Source organism: Kitasatospora sp. P5_F3 (assembly GCF_054049135.1).
Genome location: NZ_JBFUMY010000139.1, coordinates 1 through 13,097 on the forward strand (window position 1 = coordinate 1; position 13,097 = coordinate 13,097).

Genomic DNA, 13,097 nt, shown 5'->3' on the forward strand with positions numbered 1-13,097 from the left:
GGGCAGCGGGAGCCGCCGGGGCCGGGGTCGGACGGGGGCCGGGGGTCGCGGCGGGCCGCGGTCCCGGAGTGGGGGCACCCGGCTTGGGTGCTGCCGCACCGGTGGGGGCACCACCGGCGGGCTGGGGCGCCGCGGGCTTCCGCGGGCCAGGCTTGGCGGCGCCACCCGTGGGCGGCACTCCCAAAGCGTCAGTCAACTTGCGCACGACCGGCGCCTCGATGGTCGAGGACGCCGAACGGACGAACTCACCGAGCTCGGTGAGCTTGGCCATCACGGCCTTGCTCTCCAAGCCAAGCTCCTTGGCGAGTTCATATACCCGGACCTTAGCCACTTCGCTCCTGTCTACGTGTCCGGGGTATTCGTCCGCCGGACCATCGCTACTTCATGGGCGTACTCATCGCGTACTCATCGAGTGCTCATCGCAATCTCGACCTACTTCCAACTCGCGAGGTACCTGACGTGTGCGCGCCGCACGGGGCTCTACCAGCTCTGCGCGGTGCTTGTTGCGGTGGTTCTTCAGCCTGCCGGGGTGTCACCGGCCCGCTGCTCGACGTACTCACGCAGTGCCGTGGTGTCGAGATTTCCCTGGAGTCGGAAGGCCCTGGGGAACGCTCGGCGGCGGACCGCGAGGTCGAGGCAGGTCGGGTCGGGGTGCAGATGTGCGCCCCGGCCCGGCAGTGCGCCGCGGGAATCGGGGACACAGAAGCCCTCGATCGCCACGACACGCAACAGCTGGTGCTTGGCCGCTCGCTTGCGGCAGCCCACGCAGGTGCGTTCCGGGCGTGCTCGGACATGCGTCCGGCCAGACAACCTCAAGTCTACCCCTCCGGAGGGACCTGGCGCCGCCCTGCCGATTCGGGGCAGGACGGCGACAACCTGACTACGCGTCGCGGGAATCCCCGCGGTCGCTCCCGGCCGGGGCTTCGGTGTCCGGCCGGATGTCGATCCGCCAGCCGGTCAGGCGGGCCGCGAGGCGGGCGTTCTGGCCCTCCTTGCCGATCGCCAGCGACAGCTGGTAGTCCGGCACGATCACCCGGGCGGAGCGCGCGTAGAGGTCCACGATCTCCACACTCGTCACCCTCGCGGGGGACAGCGCGGCCGCGACCATGTCCGCCGGGTCCTCCGACCAGTCGACGATGTCGATCTTCTCGCCGTGCAGCTCGGCCATCACGTTGCGCACCCGGGCGCCCATCGGGCCGATGCAGGCGCCCTTGGCGTTCAGGCCCTGACGGCGGGACCAGACGGCGATCTTGGTGCGGTGGCCGGCCTCGCGGGCGATCGCGGCGATCTCGACGCTGCCGTCGGCGATCTCCGGGACCTCCAGCGCGAACAGCTTCTTCACCAGGCTGGGGTGGGTCCGCGAGAGCGTCACGGACGGGCCGCGGACGCCCCGGCGGACGGCCACCACGTAGCACTTCAGCCGGGTCCCGTGCCGGTAGTCCTCGCCCGGCACCTGCTCCTGCGGCGGGAGGATGGCCTCCAGCTTGCCGATGTCGACCAGGACGTTCTTCGGGTCGTTGCCCTGCTGAACGACACCGGTGACGATGTCGCCCTCCTTGCCCGCGTACTCGCCGAAGGTCTGGTCGTCCGCGGCGTCCCGGAGGCGCTGCAGGATGACCTGCTTGGCGGTCGAGGCGGCGATCCGGCCGAAGCCGCCGGGGGTGTCGTCGAACTCCTTCGGCTCGACACCCTCGTCCAGCTCGTCCGCGTCCTCCAGCGCCCAGACCGTCACGTGCCCGGACTGGCGGTTCAGCTCGACCCGCGCCCGACGGCGGGAGCCCTCGGTGCGGTGGTACGCGATGAGGAGGGCCGATTCGATCGATCCGACCAGCAGTTCGAACGGGATGTTCTTCTCGGTAACCAGCCCACGCAGGGCGCTCATGTCGATGTCCACGGCTACGCCTCCTCTTCCCTCTTTTTTGCGTTCACGTTCATAGGTGGTGCGGTGCTCACTCGTCGTCTTCGGTGCCGTCGTCGTCGGTGTCCTCGATGTCCTCGGCCTCCGACTCGTCGAGCAGCCCCTCGTCTTCCTTGCGGTTGAACTCGACCTGGACCCGGGCACGGGCGATCTCGGCGAACTCCAGGCGGCGCTCCTTGGGGCGGCCGCGGCCCTTCACCGGCTGCACCTCGACCAGGGCGCCGTCCTCGTCGCTCTCCAGCACCCGGGCGACGAGCTCTCCGCCGTCCACCAGGTGGATCTTGGCGAGGCGCCCCTCGGCCCGGAGCCAGTGGCGGGGCTCGTTCAGCGGACGCTCGGCTCCGGGGGACCCGACCTCCAGCACGTACGGGGCGCTGCCCATGACGTCCTCGGCGGCGTCCAGCTTCTCGCTGACCATCCGGCTGAACTCGGCGATCGCGTTCATGTCCACGCCGCCGTCGGCGTCCACGTCGATCTGCACCTGACGGCGATTGCCGGCCTGGGTCACCTTGACCTCTTCGAGGTCGAGACCTGCCGCGGCGGCCAGCGGCTCGAGCAACGCACGCAACCGGTCGGTGGGGGTGGTGCTCATCCGGGTGACTCCTCGGCCGCGTCTGCTGTTGTCGGTAGGTGCTAGCTGAGCCGCAAGCCTATCGGGTCGGACCCCAAACCACCGATTCCGCGAGGCGTGCATGGCCCCGGTACGCACCGCTTGCGAGCAAGGTCACAACGGGCCGGATGGTGATTCTGTAATGATGCACGGCAGCGGGGGCTGCGCGGGCTCCCCCACGACCTCTCCGGGAGCACCCCCATGCTGTCCCTCACTCGGCGGAGCCTGCTCCTCCTCGGCGTGCTGAGTGGCGCCCCGCTGCTGCTCTGCGGGTGCACCGACGAGGACGGCCCGGCGGAGGCGGAACGGAAGAAGGCCGACGCCGACCTGCCGCTGCGCGCCCGCGCCGTCGCCGACACCGACCGGTTGCTGGCCGGGTACGACGCCGTGCTGGCCGGCCCCGGGGCGGCCCAGGGCGACCGGCTCCGGGCACTGCGGGCGGAGGTGGCCGAACACCGGGCCGCGCTGGCCACCGGACTGCCCTCGGGGAGCCCGACGGCCGCTGCCTCGACCACCCCGTCAGCTACCCCGACCCCGGGGGCCCCGGTAGCCCCGACGGCCTCGGTGGCCGAGCTCGCGGCGGCCGAACGGACCACCGCCGGGGCCCGGCTGGCCGACCTGACCGCCGCCTCGCCCGAGCTGGCGAAGCTGTTGGCCGCCGTCTCCGCCTCCGGCGCGCTGCACGCGGTGGTCCTCGGCGACAGCACCCCGGTCACCGGCCCGGCCGCCGCTCCCTCTCCCTCTCCGTCCCCCTCGCCGTCGGCCTCCGCCTCCCCCTCGCCCACCCCACGGCCCGCCGCCGAGACCGCCGCGCTGCAGACCACGCTGGCCGCCGAGCACGCCGCCGTGTACGGCTACGGCGTGGTCGGCGCCCGGCAGCCCGCAGGGCCGCAGCGGGCCGAGGCGCAGACCTGCTACCTCGCCCACCAGGCCGGCCGGGACGCCTGGCAGCGCCTGCTGCACGCCGACGGCGCCACCCCGGCCGCTGCCGCGCCCGGCTACCAACTGCCGTTCCCGGTCGCCGACGCGGCCACCGCCAAGCAGCTCGCGGCCCACATCGAGGTCCAGCTCACCGGCGTGTACACCGCCCTGGTGGCCGCCGGCTCCGGTGAGCTCAGGCAGAGCGCCGCCACCGCGCTGCGCGAGGCCGCCCTGCGCGCCCGGCAGTGGGGCGCCGAGCAGACCGCGCTGCCCGGCCTGCCCGCTGCGGGAAGCGCCACGCCGAGCCCGTCCCCTAGCGCCTGACCAGCGGTTTCCTCCCCATGGCCGACAATGGGCAGGCAGCAGGACCGCGACAGCACGATGGGGCGGCACCAACCGAGAGGCCAGCATGTCGGCAGCAGCAGGGCAGCAGATCACCGTTCCGGCCCGCCTCACGGCCACCGTCCGGGCCCGCGCGGACGAAGCCGAACTGGCCTGGCTGACCGCCCTGCCGGACACCGTCGCCGCCCAACTCGCCCGCTGGGAGCTGACCTTGGAGCGGGTGGTGGAGCCGGGCGGCCGGCTCAGCCTGGTCTGCACGGTGCTCCGCGCCGACGGCACCAAGGCGGTCCTGAAGACCGGCCTGACCACCCCCGAGACCGCGCAGGAGCCCGCCGCGCTCGCTCACTGGGCCGGTCGCGGCGCCGTCCTGCTGCTGGCCGAGGACCCGGCCGGAGCCCTGCTGCTGGAGCGCCTGTACGGGGACATCCCGCTGCGTTCGCTCGCCGAGGGCAAGGCGATGCTGGAGGCCACCAGCCTGCTCCAGCGGCTCTGGATCCCGCCCGCCGACGGCCACCCGTTCCGTACCGTCGCCGACCAGGTCACCGAGCTCTCCGCCGGACTGCGCCGGCACCGTGAACTCTCCCCCGAGGCCCAGCCGTTGGTGGACGAGGCGCTCGAGGTGTCCGCCGCCCTGCTCGCCGACGGCACCGAACACCTGCTGCTGCACGGGGACTTCCAGCACGGCAACGTCCTGGCCGCCGACCGCTCCCCCTGGCTGGCCGTCTCACCCAGGCCGCTGGTCGGCGAACGCGCCTACGACCTGGCCTGGTTGGCCCAGGACCGGCTGGACACCCTGGCCGGCTCCCCCGGCGCGCGCGGCGCCGCCCGCCGCCGCCTGCACCAGCTCGCCGACGCGGTCGAGGTCGACCACGACCGGCTGCGCGGCTGGGCGCTGTTCCGCACCGTCGAGGCGGGCCTGCGACAGCTGGCCGAGGGCTCAACCGACAGCGCCGAGCTCTACCTCGAATTCGCCGACTGGCTCTGACGCAACGGCAGTTGAGCCCCCATCACCGCGTACGGGCGGTACGTGTTGGGGAACCGCACCATCCGGGCCAGGTCCCGGTAGCCCAGCGCCCGGTACAGCCGCCGGGCGGGGGTCTCGGCGTCGATCGCGGACAGGATGCTGCGCGGCTTCCCCGACCGCTCGCAGAGGGTGCGGATCAGCGCACTGCCCACGCCCTGCCCCTGGTACTCCGGCAGCACGTGCAGCTCGGTCACCGCGAACACGTCGTCCAGCCAGTCGCCGTACCCCTGCGCCTCCAGGTGCGGCTCGATCACCGTGCTCCACCAGTGCTCCCGCCGGTTCGGCATCCCGTACCCGAACCCGACCAGCCGCTTGCCGCCGAACGCCCCGAACGCCAGCACCCCGGGCTGCTCCGCATGCCGCGCCACGATCTGCAGCCGGACGGCCACCTCCTCGTCGCTCAGCCCGAACGCGACCGCCTGCACCTCCAGTGCATCGGCCGCCCAGGCCGCCAGGTCCACGGCTTCGATCGTCACCTCGGTGAGCTGCTCCATGCCCCGGACGTTACTACTCCGACGGGCGGTGATCAGTCAGAACAGCACGCTCATGAAGGCACCGACCTCGCGGAAGCCGACCCGGGCGTAGGCCGCCCTGGCCCGCACGTTGTAGTCGTTGACGTAGAGCGAGACGACCGGGGCGACATCACGCAGCGCGTACCCCATGACGGCGGCCATGCCGGTCTCGGAGCGGCCCTGGCCGCGGTGTTCGGGGGCCACCCAGACGCCCTGGATCTGGCAGGCGCCGGCCGTGACGGCGCCGATCTCGGCCTTGAAGACGACCGAGCCGTCCTCGGCGAAGTGCGCGAACGAGCGGCCGCCCGCGACCAGTTCGGCCACCCTGGCCTGGTAGAGCAGGCCGCCGTCACCGGCCAGCGGGGAGATGCCGACCTCCTCGGTGAACATCGCCACGCAGGCGGGCATCAGGGCGTCGATCTCGTTGCGCCGGACCCGGCGGACCTGCGGGTCAGGGGTGATGCCGACGGCGGGCTCGGCGGTGGCCATCAGCGGCTGGTGGGCCCGGACCTCACGGGCCGGGCCCCAACTGCGTTCGAGGCTGGCCCAGAGCATGGCCGTGGGGCCGGCCGGGCCGACGATGGACGAGCAGCGGCGACCCTGCCTGCGGGCCCGTTCGGCGAAGGCGCGGACGGCCTCCGGGACGGCGTTCACCAGGACCAGGTTCGCCCCGGCGTAGCAGAGCGAGGTGAGCCGGCCGTCCTGGTCGAACCAGCCCCACAGCTCGCCGCCGAGCCGCCACGGGTCAAGCCCGACCGCTTCCACCCGGGTGGCCACGAAGGCGTTGGCGACCGGGTCCAGGTGCAGGACCGCCAGCGCGTCGTCGAGATCCTGGGGGTCGAGTACCCGCGTGGTCGCCAGGGCCCGGGCCACCTGGAACGGGCCGGGGAGCATCACACCTCGATCGAGCACAGGCACCTCACACTAGGAACGCTTGTCGCACCCTACTCCGCCGCCCCACCGGAGCAGGGCTGCGGGCCGTCCGTGAGCGGAAGGGTCTCGACGATCTTCGACTCGGGAACGGTCTTGATCACCTCGCCCTTGACGAAGATCTGGCCCTTGCCGTTGCCGGAGGCGACCCCGAGGTCGGCCTCGCGGGCCTCGCCCGGACCGTTCACGACGCAGCCCATGACCGCGACCCGGAGCGGCACCTCCATGCCCTCCAGGCCGGCGGTGACCTCCTCGGCGAGCTTGTAGACGTCGACCTGGGCGCGGCCGCAGGACGGGCAGGAGACGATCTCCAGGCCGCGCTGACGGAGGTTCAGCGACTCCAGGATCTGGTTGCCGACCTTGACCTCCTCGGCGGGCGGCGCCGAGAGCGAGACCCGGATGGTGTCACCGATGCCCTCGGCCAGCAGCGCGCCGAAGGCGACCGCCGACTTGATGGTCCCCTGGAAGGACGGACCGGCCTCGGTGACGCCGAGGTGCAGCGGGTAGTCGCAGGCGGCCGCGAGCTGACGGTAGGCGTTGATCATCACGACCGGGTCGTTGTGCTTGACCGAGATCTTGATGTCGCGGAAGTCGTGCTCCTCGAACAGCGAGCACTCCCAGAGCGCGGACTCGACCAGCGCCTCCGGGGTGGCCCGGCCGTACTTCTCCAGCAGGCGCTTGTCGAGCGAACCGGCGTTGACGCCGATCCGGATCGGCACGCCCGCGTCCTTGGCGGCCTTGGCGATCTCGCCGACCTTGTCGTCGAACTGCTTGATGTTGCCCGGGTTGACCCGGACCGCCGCGCAGCCGGCCTCGATCGCCGCGAAGACGTACTTGGGCTGGAAGTGGATGTCGGCGATCACCGGGATGTTCGCCTTCTTGGCGATGATCGGCAGCGCGTCCGCGTCGTCCTGGGTGGGCACCGCGACCCGGACGATCTGGCAGCCCGAGGCGGTCAGCTCGGCGATCTGCTGGAGGGTGGCGTTGATGTCTGCCGTGACCGTGGTGGTCATCGACTGGACGGAGACGGGTGCGTCGCCACCGACCGCGACGTTACCGACCATGATCTGCCGGGAGACGCGGCGGGTCGCCAGCGGCTTGAGCGGCAGGGCAGGAATTCCGAGCGAGATCGCGGTCATGTGCGCAGGGTTCCCCAAGTCGAGGTGGTGAGTTCCGGCCGGGCGCTCCGATCAACGGGAGGTCAGTTCAGGCGGATCGGGTTGACAAGGTCGGCCACGCCCACTAGGGCCGTGAAGCAGATGAAGACCGCCGCCACCACGTACGCCGCGGGCATCAGCCGTGCGACGTCGAACGGGCCCGGGTCGGGGCGGCGGAGCAGCGCGGCGGCCTTGCGGCGCAGTGACTCCCAGAGCGCCCCGGCGATGTGGCCGCCGTCCAGCGGGAGCAGCGGGAGCATGTTGAACAGGAACAGCGACAGGTTGATCATCGCGAGCAGCCTGACCAGGAAGGTCAGCTGGAAGCTGAGCGGGGCGTCCATCGCGAAGACCTCACCGCCGAGCCGGGCCGCACCGACCATGCCCATCGGGGAGTCCACCGGACGCGGGTCGTCGCTCACGATGGCGTGCCAGAGGCCGGGGATCTTGCCGGGCAGAGCGGCCAGCGCGGTGACGCTGTGCTTGGCCATGCTCGCCATCTCCTCGGTGCTCTCACCGACGCTGAGGTACTTGACCTCGGCGGCCGGGGTGAAACCGAGGAAGCCGGCCGTGACCGTCTCGTTCCTGACCGGGTTCCCGTCCTTGTCGATCTTCGTCACGGTGTTGCTGGTCAGCGTCGCGTTCAGGGTGAGCTGCTGCCCACCGCGCTCGACCACGATCGGCACGGTCTGGCCGGGCGACTTGCGGATGTCGGCCTGCAGCTGCGGGTAGCTGCTGATCGGGTCGCCGGCGAAGGAGACGACCGTGTCACCGGCCCTCAGCCCGGCTGCGGCTGCCGGGCTCGCGGGGTCCTCGTCCTTGCACTTGTCGGTCGCCTTGCTCGCCGCCACCACGCATTTGCTGACCGAGCTCACGGTGGGCACCGCGATCTGCTGGCCGACGACCATGAACAGCACCAGGTAGAGCAGGACCGCGAGGATCAGGTTCATGAACGGGCCCGCGAACATCACGATGACGCGCTTCCACGGCTTCCGGGTGTAGAACATCCGGTCCTCGTCGCCGGGCTTGATCTCCTCGTACGAGGCCTCCCGGGCGTCCTCGATCATCGTGCGCCAGGGCGAGGTGGAGCGCTGGGTGATCCGCCCGTCCGCCCCCGGCGGGAACATCCCGATCATCCGGATGTACCCACCCAGCGGGATGGCCTTGAGGCCGTACTCGGTCTCGCCCCGCTTCCGGGACCAGATGGTCCGCCCGAACCCGACCATGTACTGCGGGACCCGGATGCCGAACAGCTTGGCCGTCGAGAGGTGGCCGAGCTCGTGCCAGGCGATCGAGAACAGCAACCCGAGCACGAAGAGCAGGATGCCGAGCACCCACATCACCATCGTCACTACTGATCCTCCGTCATGCCGCTCCGACCGTCGCCGCTAGCCCGCTGCCAGCTCACGGGCCCGGGCACGGGCCCAGGTCTCCGCGTGGAGTACGTCCTCGACCGTGAGGGAAGTTCCCACCGTGTGTTCGGACACCACCTTCGCCACAGTGTCCACGATCCCCGTGAAAGGCAGCCGGCCGGCCAGGAACGCCTCGACGCACTCCTCGTTGGCGGCGTTGAAGACGGCCGGGGCCGTCCCGCCGAGCGTACCGACCTCGCGGGCCAGGTCCACGGCCGGGAAGGCCTCGTTGTCGAGCGGGAAGAACTCCCAGGTGGCGGCCTTGGTCCAGTCGCAGCCGGGGGCGGCGTCCGGCACCCGGTCCGGCCAGCCGAGGCCGAGCGCGATCGGCATCCGCATGTCCGGCGGGCTGGCCTGGGCCAGCGTGGAGCCGTCGGTGAACTCCACCATCGAGTGCACGACCGACTGCGGATGGACCACGACCTCGATCCGGTCGAACGGCACGTCGTACAGCAGGTGGGCCTCGATCACCTCAAGGCCCTTGTTCACCAGGGTGGCGGAGTTGATCGTGACGACCGGGCCCATCGCCCAGGTGGGGTGGGCCAGGGCCTCGTCGCGGGTGACGCCGGCCAGCTGCTCCCTGGTGCGGTTGCGGAACGGGCCGCCGCTGGCGGTGACCACCAGCTTGCGGACCTCGGCCCGGGTGCCGCCCGCCAGCGCCTGGAACAGCGCGGCGTGCTCGGAGTCCACCGGCACGATCTGGCCGGGCTCGGCGACCGCCTTGACCAGCGGGCCGCCGACGATCAGCGACTCCTTGTTGGCCAGCACCAGCACCCGCCCGGCCCGGAGCGCGGCCAGCGTCGGGCGCAGGCCGATCGAGCCGGTGATGCCGTTGAGCACCGAGTGGCACTCGATCCCGGCCAGCTCGGTGGCGGCGTCCGGCCCCGCCTGGATCTCCGGCAGCGGCCGCCCCGCAGCCAGGGCACCGAGCGCCTCACGCAACGCCGGGACGGCGGCCGGATCGGCCACCGCCACGGTGTGCACACCCAGTTGGAGCGCCTGCTCGGCGAGCAGGCCGACCCGGCCGCCGGCCGCCGACAGGGCGACCACCTTGAACCGGTCGGGGTTGCGCAGCACCACGTCGATGGCCTGGGTGCCGATCGAACCGGTGGACCCGAGGATCACCAGCTCCCGGGGGCCGGTGGGGTCCTTGACGGTCGGTGAGAAGCGCAGCTGCGGGTGGGCGAGCGAGTTCATGCGCCCCATTGTGTCCTGTCGGGCCCGGCGCTACTTCCAGGCCCAGAACTTTCCTTCGGCCTTCCCGCTCGCGTCGACCTCCCACTCGAAGACGCCGACCGCTCCGCGCAGCGCGGCGAACTCGGGCGAGTCGCTGGTGAAGATCAGCGAGCCACGCCAGCTGTTGCCGCCGCTCTCGGTGATCGTGCCGACGCCCGCGCCCTGCCAGGTCGCGCTCGCGCCGGTCGGGCTCATCAGGATGCCCTGCCCCTCGCCCTGCAAGGTCCCGTCCGCGCGTAGTCGGGCCGCGTACGTCCCGAGGTCGTTCACCTCGACGCCGAGCAGTGTCCCGCTGCCGGCGAACGACGTCTCCACCGTGGGCGCCAGGCCGTGCTCCCCCGCCACCACCCGCTGCCCCGTGGTCTGTCCAGATTCCTGTCCGATGAGGTCACCGAGCATGACGATCTCCCTTCCTCCCTTCCGGACTACGCCCGCCCGGTGGAGGTGTCAACTCAGGCAGATGCCCCGTCACCGGTGGTCGGTGACGGGGCATCAGAGGGTGACTCAGAGATCGAGGCCGGTGAGCACCAGGACCTTCTCGTACGTGAAGTCGCCCATCGCGTACTTGACGCCCTCGCGGCCGACGCCGGAGTCCTTGACGCCGCCGTACGGCATCTGGTCGGCCCGGTACGACGGGGCGTCACCGATCACCACGCCGCCGACCTCCAGCACCTGGTGCGCCTTGAAGGCGGACTGCAGGTCGTGCGTGAAGACGCCGGCCTGCAGGCCGAACTTGGAGTCGTTGACCGCGGCGAACGCCTCCTCGGTGGAGTCCACCTTGTGCAGCGAGAGCACCGGGCCGAACACCTCGGCGGTGGCCAGGATCGCGTCGTCCGGCAGCTCGGCGAGCACGGTCGGCGCGTAGGCCGCACCGTCGCGGGTGCCGCCGGCCAGCAGCTTGGCGCCCTTGGCGACGGCGTCGTCGACCCAGGACTCGACGCGCTTGGCGGCGTTCTCGTCCACCAGCGGGCCGACGTCGGTGGCGTCGGCGCCCGGGTCGCCGGTCACCTGGGCCTGCACCTTGGCGACCACCTTCTCCACCAGCGCGTCGTAGACCGTCGCGTCGGCGATCACCCGCTGCACCGAGATGCAGGACTGGCCGCCCTGGTAGTTGGCGAACATCGCGATCCGGGTGGCGGCCCACTCCAGGTCGGCCTCGGAGGACCAGTCGGCCAGCACCACGGCCGCGGCGTTGCCGCCGAGCTCCAGGGTGACGTGCTTGCGCGGCACCGAGTCCATGATCTGGTAGCCGACCTTGTCCGAACCGGTGAACGAGATCACCGGCAGGCGCGGGTCCTGGACCAGCGCGGGCATCTTCTCGTTCGGCACCGGGAGCACGCTCCAGGAGCCGGCCGGCAGCTCGGTCTCGGCCAGGATCTCGCCGAGCACCAGCGCGGAGAGCGGGGTGGCCGGGGCCGGCTTGAGGATGATCGGGGCGCCGACCGCGATCGCCGGGGCGACCTTGTGGGCGACCAGGTTCAGCGGGAAGTTGAACGGGGCGATGCCCAGCACCACACCGCGCGGGAAGCGGCGGACCACCGCGAAGCGGCCGACGCCGCCCGGGTCGGTGTCCAGTCGCATGGTCTCGCCGTTGGTCCGGCGCGCCTCCTCGGCGGCCCAGCGGAACACCGAGGCGGCCCGGCCGACCTCACCGCGGGCCCACTTGATCGGCTTGCCGTTCTCGGCGGTGATCAGCCGGGCGATCTCCTCCGTACGCTCCGTCAGCCGGCGGGCGACGTGGTCGAGCGCGGTGGCCCTGACGTGCGCGGGGCTCGCGGCGAAGGCCGGGGCGACGGCGACGGCGGCGTCCAGCGCCTCCTCCACCTGGGCGTCGGTCGGCACGCTGACCTTGCCGACCAGGCTGCCGTCGTACGAGTGGTGAACCTCGAACTCGGCGTCACCGGTCGCCCGGCGGCCGGCCAGCCAGAACTCATGGGTGGTGGTCACGGTCGTACCGACCCTTCTGTGGTGGGAGAGCTACTCACCCACGGTAGGGCTGGCGGCCCACGGAGCGGATTGGACACGACGGAGCAGAGCCGCAGGTGCCCACTACAACGTGGAGCGTGCTGCCCGTACCGCTCAGTCCTCGCCGGAGCGCAGCGCGAGCCAGAGCTCCATCCGGGCGTCCGTGTCGTCCAGCGAACGCCCGAGCAGTTCCTCCACTCGCCGCATCCGGTACCGCAGGGTGTGCCGGTGCACGCCGAGGTCGGCGGCGGCCGCGTCCCACTGCCCGTGCCGGGAGAGCCAGGCCCGCAGCGAGGCGACCAGGTCGCCCCGGGCCGTCCGGTCGTGGTCGCGCAGCGGGCGGAGCAGGCCCTCGGCGAAGGCGGTGACCGCCTCCTCGCCGAGCAGCGGCAGCAGCGAACCGGCGCCGACCTCCTCGTGGTCGACGGCCCGCTTGCCACCCCGGAGGGCGACCGCCAGGGCCCGTTCGGCCTGCGCGAAGGCCGTGCCGGCCTCCTCCACCGACGCGGCCGCGGAGATGCCGAGCGCCAGGCCCTCGTGCTCCTCGATCGCGCCCAGGCAGGCCCGGTGGGCCGCGCCGTTGTCGGGGGCGAGCACGATCAGCCGGGGGCCGTTCGGCCCGTCCTCGCGGGAGATCAGCAGGCGTTCGGCGACCCGGCTGCCGGCCTGTTCGGCGCGGTCGCCGAGCTCGCCGAGCGCCTCCGGGTCGGCGGTCGGCCCGGCTCCGCCGACCAGCACCCGGACGGTGCCCTCGGGCAGCCCGCCGAACAGCCCGGCAGCGACCTGACGGGCCGTCACTATCTCGCCCGCGAGCACCATGCCCAGCAGCGCGGCGCCCATTCGCTCCTCGGCCTGCCGCAGCTCGCGGGAGCGCTCCAGGGTCAGGGTGAGCAGCGCGACGGCGGCGTTCAGCACGTACCGCTCGGTGGGGGTGATCCGATCCTCGGTGCCGACCGCGAGGAAGCCGCGCGGGCGGCGGTCCGCGCCGAGCGACTGGACCACCACGTAGTCCTCGTCGGCGGTGTCGATCCCCGGCGCCCGGCCCTGCAGCGCGGCCGAGGACGGCGCCGGGC

The 13,097-nt window shown here is 72.2% G+C and carries 13 protein-coding genes and 1 pseudogene; 2 read left to right on the top strand and 12 right to left on the bottom strand.

Annotated elements, in window-relative coordinates:
- From ACXJMZ_RS36070 to rimP, 4 genes are all read right to left on the bottom strand, one after another.
- Positions 1 to 331, bottom strand: a 331-nt coding sequence (locus ACXJMZ_RS36070) for a translation initiation factor IF-2 N-terminal domain-containing protein (protein ID WP_457034234.1), incomplete at its 3' end; no start/stop codon positions are given.
- A 185-nt stretch (positions 332 to 516) separates the two neighbouring features.
- Entirely contained in the window at positions 517 to 810 is a 294-nt protein-coding gene (locus tag ACXJMZ_RS36075) for a YlxR family protein (protein WP_457034245.1), read from the bottom strand.
- Between the two features lie 70 nt (positions 811 to 880).
- The gene (gene nusA / locus ACXJMZ_RS36080) at positions 881 to 1,894 is read right to left on the bottom strand and encodes a transcription termination factor NusA (RefSeq protein WP_457034235.1); all 1,014 of its coding nucleotides are present in this window, start codon (positions 1,892 to 1,894) and stop codon (positions 881 to 883) included.
- A gap of 55 nt (positions 1,895 to 1,949) precedes the next feature.
- Positions 1,950 to 2,510, bottom strand: coding sequence for a ribosome maturation factor RimP (gene rimP / locus ACXJMZ_RS36085; RefSeq protein WP_457034236.1), 561 nt, complete (start codon positions 2,508 to 2,510; stop codon positions 1,950 to 1,952).
- A gap of 219 nt (positions 2,511 to 2,729) precedes the next feature.
- Between rimP and ACXJMZ_RS36090 the strand changes: the two genes are divergently transcribed.
- Entirely contained in the window at positions 2,730 to 3,773 is a 1,044-nt protein-coding gene (locus tag ACXJMZ_RS36090) for a DUF4439 domain-containing protein (protein ID WP_457034237.1), read from the top strand.
- An 85-nt stretch (positions 3,774 to 3,858) separates the two neighbouring features.
- Complete coding sequence (locus ACXJMZ_RS36095) at positions 3,859 to 4,776, top strand: aminoglycoside phosphotransferase family protein (protein ID WP_457034238.1); 918 nt, start codon at positions 3,859 to 3,861, stop codon at positions 4,774 to 4,776.
- Here ACXJMZ_RS36095 and ACXJMZ_RS36100 read toward each other — a convergent pair.
- From ACXJMZ_RS36100 to ACXJMZ_RS36135, 8 genes and pseudogenes are all read right to left on the bottom strand, one after another.
- The gene (locus ACXJMZ_RS36100) at positions 4,749 to 5,309 is read right to left on the bottom strand and encodes a GNAT family N-acetyltransferase (RefSeq protein ID WP_457034239.1); all 561 of its coding nucleotides are present in this window, start codon (positions 5,307 to 5,309) and stop codon (positions 4,749 to 4,751) included. The genes ACXJMZ_RS36095 and ACXJMZ_RS36100 overlap by 28 nt on opposite strands.
- A gap of 36 nt (positions 5,310 to 5,345) precedes the next feature.
- Complete coding sequence (locus tag ACXJMZ_RS36105) at positions 5,346 to 6,221, bottom strand: GNAT family N-acetyltransferase (RefSeq protein ID WP_457034240.1); 876 nt, start codon at positions 6,219 to 6,221, stop codon at positions 5,346 to 5,348.
- 98 nt (positions 6,222 to 6,319) lie between these two features.
- Positions 6,320 to 7,396: pseudogene (gene ispG / locus ACXJMZ_RS36110) on the bottom strand (flavodoxin-dependent (E)-4-hydroxy-3-methylbut-2-enyl-diphosphate synthase); the annotation flags it as partial.
- 62 nt (positions 7,397 to 7,458) lie between these two features.
- Positions 7,459 to 8,751 (bottom strand): M50 family metallopeptidase, encoded by a 1,293-nt coding sequence (locus ACXJMZ_RS36115; RefSeq protein ID WP_457034246.1) that lies wholly within the window; start codon positions 8,749 to 8,751, stop codon positions 7,459 to 7,461.
- 48 nt (positions 8,752 to 8,799) lie between these two features.
- The gene (gene dxr / locus ACXJMZ_RS36120) at positions 8,800 to 10,020 is read right to left on the bottom strand and encodes a 1-deoxy-D-xylulose-5-phosphate reductoisomerase (protein WP_457034241.1); all 1,221 of its coding nucleotides are present in this window, start codon (positions 10,018 to 10,020) and stop codon (positions 8,800 to 8,802) included.
- Between the two features lie 30 nt (positions 10,021 to 10,050).
- Positions 10,051 to 10,458 carry a hypothetical protein gene (locus tag ACXJMZ_RS36125; protein ID WP_457034242.1) on the bottom strand — a complete coding sequence of 136 codons (408 nt, stop codon included), beginning with the start codon at positions 10,456 to 10,458 and terminating at the stop codon, positions 10,051 to 10,053.
- Between the two features lie 105 nt (positions 10,459 to 10,563).
- A complete protein-coding gene (locus ACXJMZ_RS36130; protein ID WP_457034243.1) occupies positions 10,564 to 12,006 on the bottom strand; it encodes an aldehyde dehydrogenase family protein in 1,443 nt (480 codons plus the stop codon).
- Between the two features lie 132 nt (positions 12,007 to 12,138).
- Positions 12,139 to 13,097 (bottom strand): PucR family transcriptional regulator (locus tag ACXJMZ_RS36135; RefSeq protein WP_457034244.1); only part of this gene is annotated, 959 nt, incomplete at its 5' end.